At 44.8% G+C, this 23,894-nt stretch carries 19 protein-coding genes and 1 pseudogene; 4 read left to right on the top strand and 16 right to left on the bottom strand.

Features of this window, described 5'->3' with window-relative positions:
• Window positions 1-4: 4 nt before the first annotated feature.
• Window positions 5-964 carry an ABC transporter ATP-binding protein gene (locus ACFQ0C_RS27390; RefSeq protein ID WP_258214139.1) on the bottom strand — a complete coding sequence of 320 codons (960 nt, stop codon included), beginning with the start codon at window positions 962-964 and terminating at the stop codon, window positions 5-7.
• A gap of 199 nt (window positions 965-1,163) precedes the next feature.
• Here ACFQ0C_RS27390 and ACFQ0C_RS27385 point away from each other — a divergent pair, with 199 nt between their 5' ends.
• From ACFQ0C_RS27385 to ACFQ0C_RS27370, 4 genes are all read left to right on the top strand, one after another.
• Window positions 1,164-2,099 carry an RluA family pseudouridine synthase gene (locus tag ACFQ0C_RS27385; protein ID WP_379371394.1) on the top strand — a complete coding sequence of 312 codons (936 nt, stop codon included), beginning with the start codon at window positions 1,164-1,166 and terminating at the stop codon, window positions 2,097-2,099.
• 50 nt (window positions 2,100-2,149) lie between these two features.
• Entirely contained in the window at window positions 2,150-3,097 is a 948-nt protein-coding gene (locus ACFQ0C_RS27380; RefSeq protein ID WP_379371392.1) for a helix-turn-helix transcriptional regulator, read from the top strand.
• A 67-nt stretch (window positions 3,098-3,164) separates the two neighbouring features.
• A complete protein-coding gene (locus ACFQ0C_RS27375; RefSeq protein WP_379371390.1) occupies window positions 3,165-3,704 on the top strand; it encodes a DinB family protein in 540 nt (179 codons plus the stop codon).
• Window positions 3,705-3,955: 251 nt separating this feature from the next.
• A complete protein-coding gene (locus tag ACFQ0C_RS27370; RefSeq protein ID WP_379371388.1) occupies window positions 3,956-4,519 on the top strand; it encodes a guanylate kinase in 564 nt (187 codons plus the stop codon).
• A 118-nt stretch (window positions 4,520-4,637) separates the two neighbouring features.
• Here the strand turns inward: ACFQ0C_RS27370 and mgrA are convergent, their stop codons facing one another.
• The 15 genes and pseudogenes from mgrA to ACFQ0C_RS27295 form a co-directional block, all read right to left on the bottom strand.
• A complete protein-coding gene (mgrA, locus tag ACFQ0C_RS27365; RefSeq protein ID WP_379371386.1) occupies window positions 4,638-5,633 on the bottom strand; it encodes an L-glyceraldehyde 3-phosphate reductase in 996 nt (331 codons plus the stop codon).
• Window positions 5,634-5,673: 40 nt separating this feature from the next.
• A complete protein-coding gene (locus ACFQ0C_RS27360) occupies window positions 5,674-6,528 on the bottom strand; it encodes a carbohydrate ABC transporter permease (protein WP_379371384.1) in 855 nt (284 codons plus the stop codon).
• A gap of 3 nt (window positions 6,529-6,531) precedes the next feature.
• On the bottom strand, window positions 6,532-7,443 hold the full coding sequence (locus ACFQ0C_RS27355; protein ID WP_379371382.1) for a carbohydrate ABC transporter permease: 912 nt from the start codon (window positions 7,441-7,443) through the stop codon (window positions 6,532-6,534).
• 82 nt (window positions 7,444-7,525) lie between these two features.
• Window positions 7,526-8,875: an ABC transporter substrate-binding protein gene (locus ACFQ0C_RS27350; protein WP_379371380.1), complete on the bottom strand. Its 1,350-nt coding sequence runs from the start codon at window positions 8,873-8,875 to the stop codon at window positions 7,526-7,528.
• Window positions 8,876-9,019: 144 nt separating this feature from the next.
• Window positions 9,020-10,600 carry a response regulator transcription factor gene (locus ACFQ0C_RS27345; protein WP_379371378.1) on the bottom strand — a complete coding sequence of 527 codons (1,581 nt, stop codon included), beginning with the start codon at window positions 10,598-10,600 and terminating at the stop codon, window positions 9,020-9,022.
• A gap of 122 nt (window positions 10,601-10,722) precedes the next feature.
• Entirely contained in the window at window positions 10,723-12,444 is a 1,722-nt protein-coding gene (locus ACFQ0C_RS27340; RefSeq protein ID WP_379371376.1) for a sensor histidine kinase, read from the bottom strand.
• A 1,240-nt stretch (window positions 12,445-13,684) separates the two neighbouring features.
• Window positions 13,685-14,884 carry a trans-sulfuration enzyme family protein gene (locus tag ACFQ0C_RS27335; protein ID WP_379371374.1) on the bottom strand — a complete coding sequence of 400 codons (1,200 nt, stop codon included), beginning with the start codon at window positions 14,882-14,884 and terminating at the stop codon, window positions 13,685-13,687.
• Window positions 14,885-14,926: 42 nt separating this feature from the next.
• On the bottom strand, window positions 14,927-16,261 hold the full coding sequence (locus ACFQ0C_RS27330) for a Sapep family Mn(2+)-dependent dipeptidase (RefSeq protein WP_379371372.1): 1,335 nt from the start codon (window positions 16,259-16,261) through the stop codon (window positions 14,927-14,929).
• 46 nt (window positions 16,262-16,307) lie between these two features.
• Entirely contained in the window at window positions 16,308-17,261 is a 954-nt protein-coding gene (locus ACFQ0C_RS27325; protein ID WP_379371370.1) for a uroporphyrinogen decarboxylase family protein, read from the bottom strand.
• 53 nt (window positions 17,262-17,314) lie between these two features.
• Window positions 17,315-17,427 (bottom strand): annotated as a pseudogene (locus ACFQ0C_RS27320) (carbohydrate ABC transporter permease); the annotation flags it as partial.
• A 602-nt stretch (window positions 17,428-18,029) separates the two neighbouring features.
• Window positions 18,030-19,040 carry an extracellular solute-binding protein gene (locus tag ACFQ0C_RS27315; protein WP_258214123.1) on the bottom strand — a complete coding sequence of 337 codons (1,011 nt, stop codon included), beginning with the start codon at window positions 19,038-19,040 and terminating at the stop codon, window positions 18,030-18,032.
• 139 nt (window positions 19,041-19,179) lie between these two features.
• Window positions 19,180-20,265 (bottom strand): ABC transporter ATP-binding protein, encoded by a 1,086-nt coding sequence (locus tag ACFQ0C_RS27310; RefSeq protein ID WP_379371367.1) that lies wholly within the window; start codon window positions 20,263-20,265, stop codon window positions 19,180-19,182.
• An 18-nt stretch (window positions 20,266-20,283) separates the two neighbouring features.
• Entirely contained in the window at window positions 20,284-21,939 is a 1,656-nt protein-coding gene (locus ACFQ0C_RS27305) for an ABC transporter permease (protein ID WP_258214121.1), read from the bottom strand.
• An 84-nt stretch (window positions 21,940-22,023) separates the two neighbouring features.
• The gene (locus ACFQ0C_RS27300; protein WP_258214120.1) at window positions 22,024-23,058 is read right to left on the bottom strand and encodes an ABC transporter substrate-binding protein; all 1,035 of its coding nucleotides are present in this window, start codon (window positions 23,056-23,058) and stop codon (window positions 22,024-22,026) included.
• A gap of 27 nt (window positions 23,059-23,085) precedes the next feature.
• Window positions 23,086-23,871, bottom strand: coding sequence for a DUF3919 family protein (locus ACFQ0C_RS27295; protein WP_379371364.1), 786 nt, complete (start codon window positions 23,869-23,871; stop codon window positions 23,086-23,088).
• Window positions 23,872-23,894 lie beyond the last annotated feature (23 nt).

Below are 23,894 nucleotides of genomic sequence, written 5' to 3'. Positions count from 1 at the left end.
CGTTTCATTCCTCTCTCAAGCTCTTCCCAGTCATATGGATAAAGACATCCTCCAATGTAGCTGTCCGCGTCTGAAGGTCAATAATTTTCCATTGCTCTGCCTCAGCACGTTGTATCAAGTCAATAAGCGAGGTCTGCAAATGGTCGGTGTACAATACAAAAACATCTTTGCGCAAATCAGCCTGCTTCACTTTTTGCACGTTATGGAGCTGGTCTAGCATCTCAGTGGATTGCTGTTCCGTCAGCTTCCCCCCTTCTTCCGTCAGGCGAAACTCAATAGCGCTGTCCGACTGCAAACTGCTCACGAGGCTCCGCGGCGTATCCAGCGCGATAACCTGACCGCTGTCCATCAAGCAGATCCGATCACAGAGCACATGCGCTTCTTCCATATAATGAGTCGAGAGCACAACCGTTTTGCCCTGCTCCTTTAATCGTAAAATAATATCCCACAGCGTTCGGCGTGCCTGAGGATCAAGTCCTGTCGTCGGTTCGTCCAGAAAAACAACCTGAGGATCGTTAACCAACGCAAGTCCGATAGCCAAGCGCTGCTTTTGTCCACCGGACAAATTTTTGACGCGGTCATTTACTTTTTCACGCAAAATCATATCGTCCATCAACGGCTCAAGAGGAACCGATTCCGGGTAAAAGCTTGCATACATGCGCATAATCTCATGCACCTTCAGCAGCTCGAACAATGAGGTTGATTGAAGCTGAACACCGATAACCTGCTTGACCTTGTTCAAGTCGGTCTGTGTATCAAAGCCTGCCACCTTCGCACTGCCTCCATCAGGCCTTCGAAGACCTTCGATCATTTCCATCGTAGTAGTTTTACCTGCCCCATTGGGACCGAGCAATCCAAACACTTCACCCTTATATACTTCAAAATCTACTCCCTTGACAGCAGTAAAATCGCCATATTTCTTAATTAAGCCCTTCACTTCAATTATCGCTTGCGGTGCAGTCAACGGTCTCATCCTCCTTCACTCACCTATTTCCCTTATCTTCCACAGTATACCATTCTCCAAATACATAAAGCACATTCATGCTTTCATTGGATGTATGACCTCGGAACATGATATAGTAAGGTCTATAAATCAATGCACCTGAATGAACCCGGGCTGATGCGTCAATGTGGAAACAGCTGTGCAAAAGGAGAACTAAATCATGAATAGAAGAAAGAACCAACCTGCGAACCATAAGCCAAATCCATCTCCAACTAAACTATACACAGTAAAAGAACCTGCGGAGCTATTGAGCTTTTTAATAACCACTTTATCGAATCAAGGGCGCAACTCCATTAAATCCATACTGAGCCGTGGGCAAGTATCCGTGAACAATCAAGTCGTGACCGTATATAACTATCCGCTGCAGCCCGGACAGACGGTATCCATCCGCAAGGACAGAGCTTCTGAGGCTCCGCCTATGGTAGGACTTAAAATTTTACATGAGGATGAGGATATCATTGTCGTTCAAAAGGATGCCGGCCTGCTGTCCGTAGCTTCCGATCAAGCTCATGAAAATGAACTGACAGCCTATAAGCAGCTTACAGCCCATGTTCGTATTGGCAATCCGAAAAATCGTATTTTTATCGTTCATCGCCTGGATCGCGACACCTCGGGAGTCATGCTGTTTGCCAAAAGCGAGCGCGTCCAGCAAACTCTGCAAAATGCATGGCAGGATACGGTGAAGGAGCGTACTTACGTTGCCCTTGTTGAAGGAATGGTAAAGAAGCAGGAAGGCACCATTTCATCGTGGTTAAAAGAGAGCGCTACGTTAAAAATGTACTCTAGCTCTTACCCTAATGATGGACAGCATGCTGTGACCCACTATAAAGTCATCCAGTCCAATCGCAACTTCTCGTTGCTGGAGGTCCATCTCGAAACCGGACGGAAAAATCAAATTCGGGTTCACATGCAAGATATGGGTCATCCCATTGCGGGCGATAAGAAATATGGCTCCACCACCAAGCCCATCAATCGGCTAGGGCTGCACGCACGTGTCTTGTCCTTTATACATCCACGATCCGGCGAGCTGCTCCGTTTTGAAACGGAAATTCCTAAGTCATTTATCAATCAATCACGTATAACACCTCCGCAGTAACTGAGAATGGTAGACTTCGATACGATTCTCACCAGGAGGATGCGGCATACATGAACAAAACAGACCGATTGTTAGCCATAGTATTGGAGCTGCAACGCAAATCGATTTTACGAGCTGAGGATTTGGCAGCTACATTCGAGACAAGCGTGAGGACCATCTATCGAGATATTCAAGCACTTAGCGAAGCTGGAGTGCCGGTGGCAGGTGCTCCTGGACAGGGATATTCCTTGATGGAAGGGTACTTCCTGCCGCCGATTACTTTCACAGCGGAAGAAGCCGTGACATTGCTCATTGGGACGGATTTTATCGAGCAAAGATTCGATATCGACTATGGAATTAGGGCACGAAGCTCTCGTGGAAAAATTGAAGCCATCCTGCCTAAGCATGTTCGAAGCGAAGCATCTCGAGTACGTAAGACCATCCGACTTCTCGCTTCTAAGGAGGATATATCAAGCGGACAAAATAGAGAGTACATCGAAACGATTCGTCGAGCGATATTGGAGGAGCGGAAGGTAAGGTTCGGTTATTCGAAAAGAATGCCCGAAGAAGATGGGAATCGCAGAAGTGTTCGTGAGGCTGCCCCTTATGGACTTGTGCTTGTCCAAGGATCATGGATACTGATTGCACAGTGTGATCTGCGGCAAGACATTCGCCATTTTCGGTTGTCACGAATGACTGACCTTACCGTTCTGGAAGACCGATTCAAGGTACCATCCGATTTTAATTTGCATAATTACACGCCTCTGGATGACCGGAATACACGAGTATCCATTCTGGTCAACCCTGACATCGCGGATAAAGTCAAGGAATCGAATAACTTTTACATGGAAGCTGCAGAGGACCATGCGGAAGGTTTGCAAGTGAACTTTCGTGTCCGTCAGCCCGAGGAATTGCTGCACTGGGTCCTCGGCTGGGGGGCGGATGTCGTTGTATTGGAGCCGGAATCTTTCCGGAAGCGGGTTCGTGATGAAGCTGAAAAAATGTTCAAACGCTACTGACACACTGTTGTCAGTAGCGTTTTTGTATAGTAAGGCTAGATGATCCTAAAGGAGCTGTTTAAAAAATATGAATACAAACGAAGCCTTACAGCGATTTGAAGAAATTGCGAATCATTATCTTCATGAATTGGATAACTTCACCATGGACCAGTTGAAACGTCAGCCAAGTGAGAACGAGTGGTCGCTTGGTCAAATGTATCAGCATCTGATTAACTCGGCTCTTTATATGCAGCTTCGCAATATTGAACATTGCATCAGGGCAAGCGATGATTCCATTGCCTCTACAGCGGAAATAACAAAGGAGGGTGCAGCTATATTTGAACAAGGAAGCTTCCCGCCCATACGTATTCAAGTCCCTCCCTCCCCACAATATACACCGGAGCAACCAGAAAGCAAAGAACAGTTGATTCAAGGATTGAACACCGTGATCCATCGAATGAAACAAATCGAGCCGACGCTTGAAAAGGCAACCCTGCAAGCTACGGTCTCCCATCCGCGATTCGGTGCACTGCGTGCGAAAGAATGGTTTTTGCTCATTGAAATGCACTACCGTCACCACCTTCTTCAGATGGACCGTTTGAAAAAAGTATTAGAAATCAACGTATAAATCTAAAGTATCTTCCCAATTGAAGAATTTGAATCATACAGGCTCTAAGTAACAATAGTTCAACACATTTCCGCGATAAAAAGACCCCATCAGGTATTCGATGAATCGAATCCAAAAGATGAGGTCTTCTTTTTCATTGAAATGATGTGCTGGTCAGATCATTGAAAAGAAAATCTATATATTATTACATAGAGTTCAGATATAATTTAAATAAAGCTGCATTATATTCAAAATATTGGGAGGTCATTATAGTGAATGAGATCCATAATAAAAGATTAATTTTTGTATTTACCGGCCCCGATGGTTCCGGGAGAAAAACCGTAGCCCAAAAAGTAGGTGCATTGTGTGAACTGCAAAGAGTCTTGTCCTATACTACCCGACCCAGCAGACTATATGAGAAAGATGGAGTAGACTATCACTTCATCACTCCTGAGCAATTTATTGAAGCGGAGCAAAACGAAGAATTTATTGAAACTCTTGAAATTGAAGGGGTCTTTTACGGAATCAAATCTTCGGAAATTGAAGCTACGTTTCAAAAGCATCCCTATATATACCTTATTCTGAACCGTCAGGGTTCGAAGCTTTTAAAGGAAGTATATGGCGATAAAGTCATTCAGATCATGATTTATGCCGATCGAAACAAGGTGATGAGCCGATTGCTGGAACGTGGAGATACAACCGAGGTTATTTATAAAAATTTAGACCGTTATGAACTAGAAATGGGTTATTTAAAAGAATGTGACGCCAATGTTGAAAATTATGATCTGGACGATACGGTAGAAGAAGTTGCTGAAATTTTGAAAACCTATATGTAAATTCGCACTCCAATAACTTTTGAATGCTTATGGCTTGTCCTTATTTCCTATACTGCAAAAGGCTGTGCAGGTCCTTCCCTGCCCAGCCTTTTGTCGTTTAGTCAACCTACTAGGTTGCTTAACGCAGAATCGTCTCGATCTGTTCAATTTCCGTCGCATCTAATTCCAATCGGTTAATTGTACCTACATTATCTTCAATCTGACTCACCTTGCTCGCTCCTATCAGCACAGAAGCAACGCGTTCCTTGCGCAGCACCCAGGCAAGCGCGAGCTGAGCCAGAGTTTGCCCACGACCCATGGCAAGCTCATTTAATCGTTTTATTTTATTCAGCTTCTCTTCGGTAATATCCTTTTCCTTAAGAAACGGACTATTCGAGCTCGCAGCACGGGAATCCTTAGGTATTCCATCCAAATAGCGGTTGGTCAGCACACCTTGAGCCAATGGGCTAAAGGCAATGCAGCCTGCCCCGCCTTCCTCCAGCTCCTCCAATAATCCATCCTCAACCCAACGATTAAACATGGAATAGGTAGCTTGATGAATCAGCAGAGGTGTTCCAAGTGATTTTAAGATCTGAATCGCTTGTTTGGTCTGCTCCGCGTTATAATTCGAAATTCCAACGTAAAGCGCCTTGCCTTGTCTCACGATTAGGTCCAGAGCACCCATTGTTTCTTCCATTGGAGTATTTGGATCAGGGCGATGAGAATAGAAAATATCCACATAGTCGAGTCCCATACGCTTCAAGCTCTGATCCAGACTGGAAATCATATTTTTCTTAGAGCCCCACTCTCCGTACGGTCCAGGCCACATATAATAGCCAGCCTTCGTGGATATGATCATCTCATCGCGATAAGCAGCCAAATCTGATTTGAGTATTTTACCAAAGGTTTCCTCAGCGGAGCCGGCGGATGGTCCATAATTGTTAGCCAGATCAAAATGAGTGATTCCTAAATCAAACGAACGGCAGATCATTGCCTTGGCATTAGACAAAATATCGACATCGCCGAAATTATGCCACAGCCCTAAGGAGACCGCCGGAAGCTTCAGCCCCGATCTCCCGCAGCGGTTATACACCATTGAATCATACCTTTGTTCATTCGGTACATAAGTTGTCATTATCTTAGCTCCATTTCATTTTCTAGTAAAGGCTGCCTGTCTAGCCCTTCAGTCCTGTTGTGCTTATGCCTTCCACAATATACTTTTGAAATACGAAAAATACGACTACTATTGGAACCAAAGACAAGATAGACATCGCGAACATCGCTCCCCAGTCCGTCTTCATCGTCGGGTCGGAGAAATTTTTAATAGCCAAGGAAACCGTCGCCAATTTGGGCGAATTTAAATATAACAAGGGGCTGAAGAAATCATCCCATGTCCAATAAAACTTAAAGATCGATACCGTAATAATGGCCGGGACAAGCAAAGGTACCATAATTCGGATAAAAATCTGATACTTATCGCATCCGTCAATATAAGCCGATTCATCCAATTCTTTGGGAATTCCTCTTAGAAATTGGGTAGTAAGAAAGATGAAGAACGCTCCTCCGAAAAAAGCGGGGACAATCAAAGGTAAAAATGTATTAATCCATCCGATTTTGTGAAAAAAGATATACTGTGGGATCATCAGCACCTCGCCTGGCAGCATCATGGTCAGCATCATACAGCCAAACCAAAAGGATGCCCACTTGAACCGTATTCTGGCAAAACCGTACGCAACCATGGTTGACGAGATGACCGTCCCGATTACAGAGAGAATAGTAATGATGAAGGAGTTTTTGAAAAAGACAGAAAATGAAATGCCCGCGAACCCTTTAAATCCGTTAACGTAGTTGTCAAAGTTCCATTTCAGAGGAATTAATTGATGCGCATGGGTGAAAATTTCAGTGGTATCCTTCAGGGAGCTGGACAACATCCATAACACAGGGTAGATCATGACGAAAGCAAATAGAGTAACAAAGACATGAACAAAAATACGTCCGGACTGCTTGATTGTTTTTGCTGAGCTGTTCATGCTCTAATCCCCTTTCGATTCGTAATGAACCCAATGTTTAGATGTTTTGAACACGATGGCCGTAAAAAAAGCGATCATGAGCAGCAATACCCACGCCATAGAAGAGCCGTATCCCATTTCATAATAGCGGAAAGATTTTTCGTACAAATACAGCACATAAAATAACGTCTTATCAAAAGGTCCGCCTCCGGTTACGATCATGCCTTCGGTGAACACCTTGAATCCATTGATAATCCCCATGACCAGATTAAAAAAGATAACCGGCGTCAGCAAGGGGAGCGTGATGCTTTTGAATTTCCGCCATGTGTTCGCACCGTCTACCTGAGCCGCCTCGTATAATTCAGCGGGTATTTGCTTCAACCCTGCAAGAAAAATAAGCATAGAGGAACCAAATTGCCATACGGACAAAACGATCAGCGACAGAAGGGCTGTTGAAGGATGGGTGATCCATGAAACCTTCTCTGTAATTCCAAAGGATGCCTCCAAAAAGGAGTTAAACGCACCCGATGCACCAAATAACTGCCTCCACATGACCGATACGGCGACACTGCCTCCAATCAAAGTTGGCAAATAATAAGTAGCTCTGAAAAAACCGAGAAATTTCAACTTCATGTTCAGAAGCATCGCTACGGCGAGCGCAAAGCAGAGGCGTAAGGGTACAGCAGTAAACACGAAAATCAGGGTCGCCTTAACCGAAATCCAATAGCGGGAATCTTCCATAAACATCTCTTTGAAATTATCCAATCCTACCCATTCCGGAGGAGATAAGATGTCGTATTTGGTAAAAGCAAGATATAGCGAAGCGGCTATAGGAATAATGGAAAAAGCAAGAAAACCAAACAACCAAGGGAAAATAAATACATATCCCGCCGTATTGTCGGATCTCCAAAATGTTTTGTTGCCGACTCCTCTCAAGCTCCATCACCTCGGTTGTGTCCTGGGATAAATCTTGGGATAAACCGATGCAACTGCAGACAGGCTTATCCCAAGCCTTCCATTATTTTTTCTTAGCCAATACTGCATTCGCTTCTTTCCTGAACTTTTCCGCCGCTTGCTGCGGAGTAATCTTCTCGTAGAATACCTCGGCACGTATATTCGTAAATATTTTACCTACCTCCGATCCTGCAACAGGAGCAGGAGGGTCAATGACGCTTGAATGCTTTTCGACCGTTTGAAGATATTGGGACACTCTCTTTTGCGTATCGCTGAAGCTGTTCTGCATACCCGCAATAAGCTTCGGATGATACGGCATTCCAAAATAAGCGTTCAAGGATTTAGCAGCATCAAGATTGTTTGTGAAAAACTCGATAAACTTGGCCGCCTCATCAGGATGTTTGGAAGAGGCTGCAATCCCGTGGAAGAAGGAAGGCTTCATATACATCCCCTTGCCATCGCCTGATCCCGGATACATCGCATAGCCAAGAGGCTTCTTCAGCTGGGTTTCCATAATATCGGCATGGTTGCTCCAGTAGGAGAATCCACCGAATGCCGCTTGCCCCTTAGGAAACGGGCCGTCTTCCAGCCCTCTAACTTCAAGCTCAACGCCAATTGGGCTTATAATGCCTTTTTTCTGCCAATTGAGCTGCAGGTTCATATAGTCAATGAACAATTTATCGTCATCATATCCGAGTGCGTCCTGCGCCTTATTATAAAAGGATTTGCCTTGCTGTCTGAGCCATACTTCAAAGTGGCTTTGCATCATATGGGTATCGCCATAAATATTCAGCTTGTCTTTAATCGTCTGCAGGTCTTTCTCATATTGATCCCATGTATAATCCGGACCAGGTGCCTTAACGCCGGCTTTTTCCAGCTTCTCAGGGTCATAGAACATAACAAGGGCATTGTTTCCTATGTTAATGCCATAGGTTTTTCCGTTAATGATACCGCCTTTCATGTTAACTTCCGCTACACCGGTCATGTCGATGGTTTTATTGGCTATGTAATCATCCAAAGGCTTCAAAATCCCTTTATTTACATAGTTCTGAATTTGCGAGTAGTCTACACGAACAATATCCGGCAAGCTATTCGAAGCTGCTTGTACATTAATTTTGTCATTGTAGGCATCGCCCGCATAATATTCCGCTTCTATCTTTATATTCGGGTTGGCCTTCTGGAACAGCTCAATAACCGCGTTGTTCTTATCAACCGTCAATTGTGAGCCTGCCCAATAGGTCATTCTTAAGGTGACGGGGTCATTCTTTTTTGGAGCCGCCGTATTAGGCTGAGAAGCAGCTGGCTCTTTGCCCTTGGTTCCACCGGCATCGGTGCTTGAACCCTGCGAGCATCCGGCGAGCGTGGACGATAATGTCAATAAAGCAGTCAAACAAAGAAAAGTAACCTTCTGCATAACGACACTCCCCATCTTGAATTTTCTAAAATCGTGTATAAGAGAATGAAACAGGTTGGCCCCCCCTATTTGCATTTTCAAGTTAATTCTACTTGGTTGCCCATCAAATGATAATAAAAAAAACAGACACTTTTTACTTGAAAATCAGTAATGAGTGTCATGTTTTATCATCGTTTTATATTCCACCGGCGTATAGCCTGTATACTTTTTAAAAAGGTTGCTGAAGTACTGCGAATCCCTGCCAAATCCTGTTTGTTCCGCAATTTCATATACCTTATAATTGTTAAATTTTGTCATAATTTCCTTGGCCCACTCTATTCTGACCCTGGTTACATACTGCGAGAATTTCTCGTTCATTTCTTTTCGAAACAGCTTCCCCAAATAATCAACATTCATATAGAAATAATGCTTGGCAAGCCACTGCAGCGACAGCTCCTCATTCCCTAAATTTTCTTGAATATGCTGAACCATGCTGTGAACGAGCATGCGGTTTTTTTGTGAATAGACTTCGTAGTTTTCTTTGGTAATGACATGAGACACGCCAAAAATATATCTATGGATTTCCTCCAATGTTTTCATCTGAAGGATAGGTACGATTTTGGGAATATTCTCGTTTATTTTATCCGGCATCGTCTGTCTAACAATGGTCGTGATCAATTCGATACAATAGCTGATCGCCATATTAATTTCACAACGAAACTCGCGCAGCTTATCAAAGAAATAGGCTAATTCGTCTTTAAGGTCTTCCGTATTCCCGATTTTTATTGCCATCACGATGTTGTTATAATTCAAATTCACGATTTCCGTTGCGGTCGATGACAGCTCCAAATCAACCTCTTCGCTTGTAATAATACTGCTCTCGCCAAGGTAAAACCTGTATTTCAAATACTGCTGGGCATCATGGTAAATCTTTGGAATATCTTCAAATGTGCAAGGATTGCTGATCGACAAAGTCAAATCGACTTTATATTTACTCTCAAATTCCTCTTTGATTTTACTGGTCATCTTTACCATTTCTTGTAATTCCATATCTTCGATCAGGATGATAAACTTATCTCCTACTATCGTGCTGAGCATAACATTGCGTGTTTTGATCAGCTCTTCGGAAATATTTTTGAGCGCATATAATTCAACGAACTCAAAAGCAGCCTCCAGCTGGAACAAAATCAATCTTACCTTCTCATCTTGGATGTGTAAAATCTTTTTATAATGCTCCATCTCATGCTTAAAAAAGGTTCTGTTCAGCAAGCAGTCCCTTAGGAGCTGCTCCTTTACTTTAGGCAGCGCTTCGGCAAGCTGGTTTTCCATAAGCTGATAGAAGCTGATCTTATTTCTCTGCTCATCCAATTCGCTGATAACCTGCTGCAATACATGAGTTATGTCCATCTCGTCACAAGGCTTTAATAAATAATGCTTAACGCCATGCTGCATCGCTTTGCTGGCAAACTCAAATTCACCATGGCCTGATAGAACGACAAACTTGGCATCCGGCAGCAGCTTCATCGTTTGCTGGATAAGCTCCAATCCGTCCATTCGAGGCATCTTAACATCCGTTATGATAATATCCGGCCGTATATCCAGCATTTGCTCGTATGCAGATAATCCATCAGGAGCACAGCCGGTAAAATCCAGTCCCAATCGATCCCAATCGATTAATTTGGCAATGCCTTCCCGTATGATTCTTTCGTCATCAACCACGAACACCTTATAGCTCGGATCAATCAATTTTCAACACCTCACCTATTGTCATTTGCTGCGTTGGAGTCTGTCTGATGAAGGCAAATCCGCTAATATTTATTCATTATTTTGCTTATTGCGGGAAAGGGACGGCACTCCACTCAGATGCCCTACGCCAAGCTGTTCGTATAGGGGATAGAAATTTTAATGATGGTGCCTTTATCCGGTTCACTCTCTATACAGATACCATAGGGCTCTCCGAATAAAATTTTGAGCCGTTCATTAATGCTTTGCAATCCAATACCCGTTCCCTCCGCTGCTACCTCATTAAGCTCCAATTTGCTCAAATAATCCGCATCCATTCCCGGTCCGGTATCTTGGACAATAATGACGAGCCTATCAGGTAACTCCTCCGCGCATACGGTTATCTCACACATCTCGGATGCGGTCTCCACCCCATATTTTATACTGTTCTCAACGATAGGCTGCAAAATAATACATGGAATATACAACGAGTGAAGATGCTCTTCTATTTGCATATGATAAACCAAGCGGTCTTCGAACCGGAATTGCTGAATGTAAATATAATTGGATAAATTCCCGATCTCTTCCTTCAGCGTAATAAATTCCTTATCATTCACTGTACTTCGAAGCAGACTTCCCAGTGCCTTGACCATACCCGAAATTTGCTGCTGTCCGTTCATCCTCGCCAACCAATTGATCGAATCCAATGTATTGTATAGGAAATGTGGGTTTAATTTGGCCTTTAACGTGTTGTACTCGGCATCTTTAAGCATGATTTGCTTCACATAATTTTCTTTGATCAATGTATCCAATTTATCTATCATCTTATCGAAATTACGGCTAAGCTGGCCGATTTCGTCCCGATTCTCTGGAAACTCCAGCTTATCCAGCTCGAAATTCCCCTTCTCTACCACGGTAATTTTTTTCGTTAACTTTTCGATCGGCTGGGTAATGCTTTTGGAAAATCGCAGGCCAACCAGCAGAATGATCAGCAAAACAACAACATACAAACAGATCAATACAATTTTCATAATAAACGTATCTTTGAAGATGGACCCATAGGGCACAAGATGGATAAAGGTCCACCCCGTATATTGAAGGGTAAAATAGGCCGCCAAATATTTCTCGTGATTCAAGGTGATCAGGCTATAATTATTCACATCATTAAAAAGTAACTCCTGCTCCTGATAACTGATTGGACTTTCACCAGGATATATAACTTTATCTCCCGATACGATGAGCAGCGTAGAATCATAATACCTGCTTTCACTCGGTGAGGCATAAATAATTTTATCTGCAAAGGTTCTAATCAATAAAGTCCCGAGCGGTTCCATGCTGGAATCATCAATCTCACGAATTTCGCGAAGGGAGAAAAAAGCGTCGTCCTGCAGTATCCCCCCCACCCAGACGCTGGCCCCTTTATGTTCCGAAGCTTTTTCACGCAGGCTTTCCATATCGCTGGAATTGATGGTTTTGACATTTAATCCGACACCGTGGGAGTTATTGTTTGTATCAAGAATCGTAATGGAGGAGACCGCATAATCGAATAAATGATAGGTAAGCAGCTTCTTCTTTAATTCATTTGCTGCAAAATAAGCCTCATAGGTCCCGGGAGCTGTCTTGATTTCTTTCAAATACCTTTGGACATCTGCGTCGGACATGATCGAAAGGGATAATTTATCGATATTCAGCAGTTTTTCTTCGATCCGCTGCGAGAACAGGTGAAACTTATCCGTTGTTTCTCGATAGATCAAGCTATCATACAAGGATTGCGAAAGCTGTACAAACAGCCAGCCCAGGAAGCTGGTCAAGAAAGCCCCCATAATGATAAAAATGAACAGCTTATGTTTGATTTTTAAGTTTCTCATAGGATCACCTGTGTAAATTATACCATAGCCTCTCAGATGGCAGATCGCCAAATTCCTTTGAGGAAATGGAGCTGCGCTCTTATATTCTCAACCAGTAAATCTCGCCGATCACCAGCTCCTGTCGTAATACAGTGCCTAAAAACAGACGTTGGTGCGGGGGTCTAAAACCAGAACTCTAAAACCAAACGCTAGTTACTTGGTTAGACCCATACGTTTGGTGCGTCGCCTAAAACCAGATCTCTAACCAGACCCTAGTTCCTTGGCTAGACCCATACGTTGGTGCGTTGGGTGGGAATAGGGTATGGGGTTACGGCCACTGTTGAAGTCATGTTCCTTGATTAAACGGCTTGCAGCGGTTGGAACACACCTTCAAAGGCGGACGCTATCGCTCCTTCACCCCATACCCATTCCCTCTCTTGTTCTACTCTATGCTTGGCAGTTTCCTTGCTTTCCTGCCCCCCTATTTCCTGATTTCCTTGCTCCTTGCTTCCTTGCTTCCCTCCTTCCTTGCTCCTTGCTTCCTTGCTCCTTTTTTCCTTGCTTCCTTGCTCCTTTTTTCCTTGCTTCCCTGCTCACTGCTTCCTGTTTCCCTGTTTCCCTGCTTCCTTGCTTCCTTGCTCCTTGCTCCTTGCTCCTTGCTTCCTGTTTCCCTGCTTCCTTGCTCCTTGCTTCCTTGCTCCTTGTTCCTTGTTCCTTGTTCCTTGTTCCTTGTTTCCTTGCTCCTTGTTTCCTTGCTCCGTGCTCCTTACTCCTTGTTTCCCTACTTCCCATCCCAGCATTCTAACCGGTGTTCGATCCGATACCGAGGAAAGAGCTTCTCCTCCAGGAGGGAGTTAACATTTCATCGATCGAGTTGCTCTATTGAGAGGGGCTACTGCTCACTCATATTCTTAAGCGGAACGTCAGTCCCTTATTTGTCATTCTCCTACACAAATTCATGGAGCTACGGAACTACGATGCCTTATTTCATCCACCAATAGGCTGAAATGCCATATTTCAAGTAAATAAGTGATCGTAGTTCCGTTTCACTCGAATGATCACGTGTGCAGTTCAAAATAGCGCATCCTTGTTCCTCTGACGTGACAAAAGAGTAGCGGAGATGAAGTAAACCAACGCATTCGAATCCAGTTGCTAGTGAATGGCGCCTCCGATGTTCATAAAAACCTGTTGCATCCCCATTCCTAAACAGCGAAAAATCGGTGCGGGAACTAAGGCCCGGCCGATTTTCCGATAACGCTGTTTATACGCTGGCTATGTTAAAATCAAAGCCCTTATCCTGATTGCCGGGACTTTGTTTAGGCTGAAAAAACGAATGGATGCTGCTCACATCTTCAATCAAATCAGCCGTATCTTCCAGCCCTATATTCAACCGAATCAAGGTTACTGGACGCTCGGGCGAGGCATCGAGCACCAAGCCTACCACCAGCACCAGACTTTCATACCCTCCAAAGCTGAGGCCGATTCTGAAATAATCGAGCTGATCCGCCCATGCTTTGGCCTGCTCAAGTGTGCCCTCCACCTCGATGGACATCAGACTGCCGTAGCCGCCCATCTGTGAAAGGGCGAGCTCATGCTGAGGATGCGTGGAGAGCCCGGGAAAATTGACCTTTCTTATGCAGGAAACTGTGCTGAAGTATTCCGCCAATGTCTGTGCTGACTTGCTTAAGCGTTCCATCCGCAAAGGAAGAGTTCTCATTCCACGCAGCAATAAGGACGCCGTATGAGGAGTCATCACCCCTCCCAACAGCTGATGGTCGATACGGCTTAATTTATCAATAAGCTCCGATGATCCAATCACAGCGCCACCTAGAACATCGCTATGCCCACCGACGTATTTCGTTAACGAATGAACAACCAGGTCGATGCCCATCCGCAGCGGATTTTGATAACATGGAGATGCCCATGTATTATCAATGATTGTTTTAATGCTGCGCGCTTTGGCAGCTTGGACGCAGGCAGCCAAATCCTGCAGCTGGAAATAGTAGCTGGTCGGACTCTCCAAATAGATAAGAGCTGTATTTTCACGAATGGCTTCCGTAATTTTATCCATGGATGTGCCGTCCACATAGGTTACTTCAACGCCATACCGGGTCAAGAAAAACTCCAAAAACTCTCTGGTGCCGAAATACACCTGATCAACGCATATGATATGATCACCCGTTCGTACGGTAGATAAGATAGCCGCAGAAATAGCAGCCATACCGGAAGCGAAGCATTGAGCCTTCTCTCCGTACTCCAGTGCGGCCAATCGCTTTTCTAATTCCTGTACCGTCGGATTTCCCATCCGGCTGTATTTGAAGGAATGCCCCGGCTCATCGCTTTTGGCGTAAGAAAATAATGTATTTTGATAGATGGGGATCGAAACAGCCCCTTGATGCCTCTCATCATGCTTATCATGGGCAACAAATGTAAACGGTAAAGGGCTCTTTTGCGAGTTCAAGCGAATACCCCCTTTCTGGTAATTCTGACTTTTTGTTATTTGCTATTTCTTCGACAGCTCATATAACGCTTGGGTGCAAACCTCAGCATGCCGCATCAATTGATCAATTCCGATATTCTCGTCTGTCTGGTGAAAATTAGTGGCTGGCGATCCTGGAAAAGAAGGACCGAAGGTGACTCCGCGATTACGCAGCTTCTTCGCATAGGTTCCTCCCGCCATGGAAATCAACCTCGCCGGGTCGCCGGTCACCGTCTCATAAGCACGGCTTAGCATCCCGATTAACGGATGGTCCGGTGCCATATACAGTGCAGGCATATGTGCCTTAACGACAGTTTCCAATCCGGCATCTGCAGCGATCTTTGTAAGAAGGGAAATGATTTCATCCCCCTTCGCCGACACGGGGTAACGAATGTTCAACGTAACTTTAGCTTCCTCACGGTTTACAGCGATGCTTGCCAAGTTCACGGTAACACTGCCATGTATCTCTTCCTCAAAAGCGATGCCAAGAGAAGTTCCATCCAGCTCCTTCCCGACTCGCTGCTGCATAAACTGCAGAAACGGCTCAGCCGTAAGACCCGAACAGAGCGGGTTAGACGTAATTTCCTCAATCAAACGAGTGATCGCATTGATCCCGTTATGCGGCCAAGCTCCGTGAGACGCCTTTCCTGTCTTCTCCAGCGCTAATAACTGTTTGCCATCTACCGCAAGCACTTCGGCACAACACAGGTCAGGCACGACATTAGCGGCGTCTCCACCCTCGATCCGGATCCAGTTGGCGCTTGCACTTGCTTCCAGCTTTTGTATCCACGAAAAGGTGATGACTCCTTTCTCAGCATTTGATATTGGATATCCCCCATCGGTCACAAAAGCGTAGTCCGGCAGCGGCTCCTGCTCGAAATAATAGTCCAGATCGTTCATGCCATTCTCTTCATTCGTGCCGAAGATAACCCGAATCCTCCGATCCGGAATGAAACCTGCCTGCTTAAGCGCATACAGACTATAAAGCGCCGCAATGACTGCGAATTTATTGTCGGATGCACCCCGTCCATAAATTTTGCCGTCCACAATCTCGGCCGACAGTGGAGGATAGGTCCATCCATCACCGATGGGCACCGTGTCGACATGGGTTACAACGGCAGCTATCTCGTCTCCAGAACCAAATTCAGCATGCCCAGTATAGCCATTCACGTGGGCCGTCCGAAATCCCAGCTCTGAAGCCAGATCCAGCATGTAATGCAGAGCTCGGTTTACTCCCTCGCCATACGGCATCCCCGGCTTAGGCTCTTCCATTACACTGTGTATTTGAATAAGCTGGCGCAAGTGATGAATCATTTCCTTCTCGTATTGCCGAACTGAGTGTCCTATGTGCATCGCCATTTTCTCTCTCCTCACCTGGGTTCGCTAAGCCCTTCCCGATGTACGGTTATTGGGCCGCTTTGGCTGCTTCGACTACCCATTTAATGCGCTGCCTGTCGATATCGCCAGAAAGTGAACAATCCGCGCCTAGAATAACCCCGGTAGTACCCGTTTCCTCTATGAGATTAGCTGTAAATTGATCGACATCGGCTTTCGTACCGCTATATAACAGGCCTTCCTTTGTATTATCGAATCCGCCCAAAACGGCCTTTCCACCGAAAAATTCCATCCCCTCTTTTAATCCTAATTCCTCTACATATATAGCCCAGTTAAAAGCTTTTGCCGGATAATCCCGCCAGCATTCCAAACGATTCTTAATCCCTGCCCAACCGCATAGATGAAGCATGTTATTATCGCTAAATTTATTGGCATGGTCCAGCACATATTTGTCGCTTGGCGTAATCCACTTCCGGTATTCGTCATAGGTGAAACGATCCATCTCTCCGCCCTGTAAGCAATAATAAGCTCCCGTACATTGACCTTCTGTAATAATAAGCTCAGCCAGCATAGCCTGATCCTGCGCAATTACATCCAATGCATACATGACTGCCTCAGGATCCTCTTTCAAATGCCTCATAACAAGCTCATCTGAAGTTCCGAACCGAATGCAGGAGAAAGGTGCGAACACATTGTAAAATATGCAGCACTCCCCGTTAACACGGTCGCTGATCCCTTTTGCCCGTTCAACCTGCTCTTTGATATATGGATGGTCCTTGCCTAGCGGCTTCAATTTACGCCAATCTGCTGCCTCTATGATTTCCGCATTAATTGGAAAAACGAAATAACCATCACACATAATTTTGATAAAATCGATATCGCTATCCTTGTAATGCTGAACATGAGCTTCTATGCATGCTTCCCCTTTGGCCTCTTCGCCAGAGAAATGAAACCAGAAGCCAACAGGAACCTTGTCTACAGCTTGCTTGTTCAATGCGTTAAGAACTCTAGTTTTTTTATCCAATCTAATCACTATCCTTCGCTATATAATTTTTTGTTCATTAAAGCCCGTTTTTACTACCCTTTAAGTGCTCCGATCATTACGCCTTTGACAAAATATTTTTGCAGAAAGGGATAAACAAACTGGAGCGGAACCGTAAAATGACAATCGTACAATATTTCACCAATTCTTTGCGTGTTTTTGAACCCAACAGCAATATTAGGATTGGATAATGTAATGCTCTATCCACTCAAATTCATTTGCACAAGGATCGTCCATAATGGCCCTTCATGCTTTAGCAGCATGCGAGGCTTCGCTAAGCAACGCGATGATCACTTAATAAAGGGGGTAAATAGTTACCAGCATTAGCAGTATCATGAATAAAATATTTAGCAGATTAAACAGCTTCTCGGCTGCTGCAGGACCCGAGCGGCTTGAGCAGGCTCTTGACAACACCGGCTGGCCAGCCAGCACAGCTGCCGTAATTCCTTTTACATGTGGATGTGCAGGGATTCACTTTTTTGACTTTCTTTATAGTTTTTACGTAGTAAAATCTTGCTTCGCAAGTGCCTGTTTCGTTGTTCATTCCCCCTATCTTTCGTTCAATTTAGTCAGGTCTAGTTGAAATTAGAGTAAGTTTACTATCTTTATTCCAAAATAAACATAAAAAAAAGCAGACATTTTTGTGAGAAAAACCGAAATCATAACAGGGTATCGTTAGATTGGTTTCTCTTACAATATCCACTTTTTACCATCTTAAGGGCATTATTCAGTGCTCAAATGACGTTTCAATTACTTGACCAAGCGCCATCTATTCAATAATTGCTCACGATGGCGTGCGGCGATATCAAAGCGATAAGTCACGAGCAGATTTTCCAGCTTTACAGGAGTTAACAACGGATTGACCGTAATGTTGGGAAGTACAGGAAAAGAGAATGCGGTATTCATGTATTCGGTCTGCGCCTCTTTGGATAACACAAAATCAACGAACTTTTGGGCCGCTGCTGTATTGTTCCCACTCTTCAATATGGATACAGCACCAATCTCCCAGCCTGCTTGAGGGGGAATATAGGAGTTGATGTCATAGCCCGAATTTTTAAAGCGCAGCTGGTCACCGAGAAAGTTCACTACTGCTGCCACATCCCCGACGGCTAAACGTTGTGCAGAAGTGATCCCTGCAAAAGTGGTCGATGAGCTCTGCTTCTTAAGTGCCTGCATCAATTGAATGGCTTCATCCTCACCCCGCTGCTGGGCAAGCGAAGCAAGCAGTGTATAGCCTGTGCCTGAGGTTTCCGGGTCAGGGATTTCTATTTTCCCCTTCAATTCAGGTCGCAATAAATCTTCATACTTCTGCGGCAGCGGCAAGGAGGCCAATTGCGGGTCCTGCCGCCATACCGTTTGATTAACGCCAATAGCAAGCGCCCCCATATACATACCTGTCCAATAGCCTTCCTTATCTTTATATTGTGCAGATATTCCATCAGCCATGTAGGAGGTGTAATGAACGGATTTTCCCTTGTTTTTCAGCTGCTCGTGGAGATCAGCCGGACCCCCCAGCACAACATCAATCCCTGTTTTCTCTATAGTCAATAGATGGTAGCTTGCTTCCCCACTGGACATACGGATCATTTCATACGGCTGATTGGCCTTCTTTTTAAACTTTTCCAACAAAATGCGGCCTTCGTCTTCCTGAAATATAACGTAAACTTTAAGGGGCTGGCTGCTTGTTTTCTCTGAATAAAAGGAATAGCCTATGAACGCCGCTGCTGCCAATATTAGAATAACGATTCCTTTCTTCCACATACCAACCGCCTCCTGCGCATAGAATCCAAGGATTAATAGCTTCGCCAGCTTTCTTTCAAGTCTCTTAATTGTATCAAGGCCAAAAAAGGAAAACCGTTGTTTTCCTTTTTAGTATTCACTATAGTGAGCTTATTCTATTTTACTTCGCCACTTTAATCAAATGAATTTTATCCGCTGCAGCTCGTATTTTCACAATACCTTGAAAGGAAGTCTGGCCTATGTCATAGGCATCAACGATCCATTCCTTCCCCCCATCTCCTGCTAGGAAATACCGCTCTTTCTCACCGAGAAACATAGACGATTTAACTACGACACCGTTCATTTCAAAATCTCCTGGATCGGGCTGTTGATTGATACGCATCGATTCCGGACGAATACTTAGCAGCACCTGCTCTCCAACCTTTAGCTGCTCTTTGGTGCTTATAGTTACAGTATCATCAGCACTGCCGTATTTTACAGTCACGTTTTCCCCATCTATATGAACCGTGACAGCTTCAACAAAATTCGTTGTCCCAATAAAATCGGCTACATATTGCGTACGCGGCTTATAGTAAATTTCATGCGGCGTGCCGTGCTGATCAATAACACCTTTATTAAAAACAACAATCTGATCCGACATGGACAAAGCCTCCAGCTGATCGTGGGTTACGTAAATGACGGTTAAACCAAGATCCAGCTGTATATTCCGCAGCTCGACCCGTACCTCTTCCCGCAGCTTGGCGTCCAAATTACTTAGCGGCTCATCCAACAATATGATCGGGGAATCCATGACAAGGGCTCGTGCCATCGCAACACGCTGCTGCTGCCCACCAGACATCTCATGCGGATAGCGCTCCTCCAAGCCGGTTAATTTCACCTTAGCCAAAGCTGCCTTGACCCGGTCCTGTATCTCGGCTTCGGGGCGCTTCTGAATATCCAGTCCGTAAGCGACATTATCGAACACCGTCATATGAGGAAATAGGGCATACTCTTGAAATACCATCGGGGTTCCCCGTTTGTAAGGAGGCAGATCGTTCACAAGCTTCCCGTCAATCCAGATTTCACCCTCATCTACCGTGTAGAACCCTGCGATGGAACGCAGCAGGGTCGTCTTCCCGCAGCCGCTTGGCCCTAAGAAAGTAATAAATTTACCTGCTTCAATCTGCAAATCAATATTTTTGAGAACGTGATTGGTACCGAACACCTTATTCACATTCTTGAGATCAAGCAGCACCTGTGTGCTCATTACGACCACTCCCTGCATCTAGAAATCAAAGATTTTTACCTTGTTGCCAAAAATCAACTTCATTATGCCCAGTGTCCCAAGCGTTGCACCCATCAGTCCCACCGCCACGGCGGCAGCCCAGTAATAAGTTCCGGTCTCTGCGTAATTAAAAATGGATACAGCCGCTACAACCCATTGAGGCGTAATGAGGAAAACAATCGTACTTAACGTATTCATATTTTTCATAAAAGCATAGACGAAATTAGCTACGACCGTTTTTTGAAGCATTGGGAATACAATGGTCGTCAATGTCTTGCGGCTATCGGCGCCAAGGTTCGTTGCAGCCTCTTCGATGGATTTATCCACCTGCTTGAACGATGCGGTCAATCCGCGGTACCCGACAGGCATCTGCTTAAGAAGCATCGCTACGATAATCAATACGGCAGAGCCCTGAAGAATGATCGGTCCTGAGCTAAAGGCTACAATCAAGGCGAGCCCTACGAAGGTACCCGGCAAGGCAATCGGCAGCACAGCTGTGAAGTCCAGCAATCTTTTGCCTGGAAACGGTTTGCGCACAACGACATAAGCTAACACCAACGCAAACGCAACAGCAAGCAAAGAGCTGATTAGAGATAACACCAAGCTGTTAAGCACCGCAGGACTGGACGGATTAAATACGACTTTCATTATATGATCCAGTGTAAACGTATTGTCTCTTCCGAAATTTTTCGTAAAAGCGAACAAAATTGTAATCGCAAACATCGCTATGATGAATAAGGAGATTAGACTATTAAACGAAAAAAGCAGGATATTCGTCTTTCTTGAGGTCGTAATCCGATTCAAGCCTGATACAGGCTTACCTGTAATGGTTGAATAAGAGCCCTTGGACATGATCTTGTTCTGAAGGACAAAAACTAGCAGGGCTGGAATAACGAGAATAATACCCATAACGGAAGCAAGTCCAGGTTGGTTATTAATGATTTCTCCATAAATTTCAACAGCCAATAGGGAATAATTGCCGCCAATCAGCTTCGGATTTCCAAAATCAGCAAAGCAGTTAATAGCTACGAGTAAGAAAGCGTTAATGACTCCGGGCAGCGCCAGCTTAAAGGTAATCGTACGAAACAGCTTAAAGCCTCTAGCGCCCAGATTTTGTGCTGCAATCTCCAGATTCGGAGATATAGAACGAAGTACTCCTGTAATGGTCATGTAAGCAAGCGGAAAATAAGAAATCGTCTGGACAATCCATAGACCAGGCAGCCCATATAAATCAAGCTCGACATCAAACCATGCTTTCATCCATTGGGATACAGAGCCACCCCGGCCGAACAACAATAGGAAGGCCAAGCCGCTCATCACTGAAGGCGCCAGCAGCGGTAAAAAAGCAATGAATCGAAAAAATTTCTTCCCTGCAATGTTGCTATAATTAATCGCGTAAGCATAGATAAAACCAAATATCGTTGCCGTGATTGCTGACAGAGAGGAACTGACTATTGTATTAAGAAGAGCTGTTCCGTAACGGCTTTTACTAAAAAACGTACCCCAATCTCCGCCACTTGGAATAAAAATGACGAATACTAACGGGTAAATAACAAACAGAAGCAACAGCGCAAAACAAATCAATACGAGCATGAGCGAAGAAGGATCCTTTAAGAGCCTGCCGATCGACTCCCCGATGCCACTTTTCTCTTTCATAGGGGGAGAGCTACCACCTTTCTTCTTGTTCCGTTAGGGGTACTGCGGGAACTCCATGTGCCTGCAGTACCCCTCTGGCACAACTTATTTCAAATCCTTCAAAGCATCCTGCAGAGCTTTTCTTTGTTCAGCTGCTGTCCATAAGCTATATGTTTTGTTATATTTGGTTGTTTTGATATCAACACCGCCCTGTGGAATAGGCACGGATGGCTTGACCGAAACGGAATAGGCCGATTGTGTATAAATCATTCCTGGTTCTTTAGTTAGCATGTAATCCATCAGTTTTTTGGCAGCGGCTGTATTCGGGCCATTCTTAACAATAGCAAGTCCGCCTACTTCATAGCCTGCAGCTTCCGGAACGATACTAACAATCGGATTGCCTTGGTTTTTCACTTTAATCTGGTCGCCCAGGAAAGTAATTCCGATAGTATATTCACCTTTACCGGCTTTTTGGATAGGCTCAATACCGGATTTCGGTCTTTCCTTCAAGTTTGGCAGCAGTTGGGTCATATACTTCAACATTTCATCCTTGCCCCATACTTGAGCGAGAGATGCAACGGCTGTGTAGGACGTACCTGATGTAGCCGGATCGGACATACCGATCTCACCTTTGAATTTTGGATCCAGCAAATCTTTAAACGTCTGCGGATAGGCGGCTGTTCCGTATTTTTCCTTCCAACGCTTCTCGTTGATACCGATTGCAATTGGATTCAAATAAAATCCGGTCCAAGCTCCGTCTTTATCCTTCATGTTGTCAGGAATATCCGATGCATTCGGCGAGACGTAAGCTTCCAAAGCCCCTGCCTTTTTCAATACCTCATGAGAATCTGCCGGACCACCCATTAAAAAGTCGGCTTGCGGCTTACCCATTTCATTCTGTACACGTGAAACCGCTTCCCCGCTCGGCAAACGCAGAACATCGTAATCAATGCCTGTTTCCGCTTTGAACTTTTCAAGAAGCATACGAGCTTCTTCCTCTTGGAAGATCGAATACACGGTAACTTTCCCCTGAACCTTACCTCCGAACACTCCCGATTTGTACATAAAAAAACCTGCTATCAGCACAACTACAATTACAGATAAACTAATGAGCGAAGTATTGCTTTTCTTTCTAGCCATTTCATCAACCATCCCTTCAAAAATTATTTATGAGGCATCGTTCAGCTTGAAATAGGCTCTTTGGTTGGTCTCATCCAGTAAATCAAAAACGACAATGTAAGCGTTGTTATAGCGGTCGATGTGAATCCAATGCTTCTTAGTTATATGATCGTCTGCCAGCTGTATAACATAGTGGGCGTCAGGCTGTTGAGCCAAGTCGTCAAAATGACTGAAATCAATCACTCGAACCGCCGCTTGTACCTGTGCGGTAAGTTCTGCCCGCTCCACTCTGGACAGTAGTGTAAGCTCGCCGTTCTGTAGAGCAAACACCTCGTTACGGCTATCATCAATAGCCATTCCAACCGTAGCTGAAGTTAACGTTTTATCGATCATTATGCTTTGAAGCTTGCGAATCTCAGCGCTTACATTAAGTGAGTTCACCGACTCCTGACCGAAGCGAAATGTATTCGTCTCGATTTGGAACGGAATGTCCTCCTGATCCAAATAAGCCATTACTCCTGTAAGAAGCAGCCGGGGAGGCCTGATTGAATTCTGTTGCTTCCCTAGAACCAACAGTCCGGCAAACGAGGACTTCAGCTTCAGCAGTTCCTTCGGTTCATCGATCGAGATGGTACCTAAACCAGGGTAAGTAACATCGACGCGCATTGGAACACCGGCGAACATATCGCGGCCATCCTGCTGAGGAGGTACAACATGCACTTCATCATATGGAATTCGGAACGCATAGGCGCAAATGCCAACCAAGATGCAGGCAACAACGACTTGCAGTAGAATGAGACGAAACCATGAAAGCCCTTTCTTTTCCCCTGGCATTTACTTTACCCTCCTTTTATCTC

This window comes from Paenibacillus sp. GCM10027630 (assembly GCF_042676305.1).
Lineage (GTDB): Bacteria > Bacillota > Bacilli > Paenibacillales > NBRC-103111 > Paenibacillus_S.
Note: the sequence above shows the minus strand (reverse complement) of the source record. Positions and strands in the feature narration are given on the sequence as shown.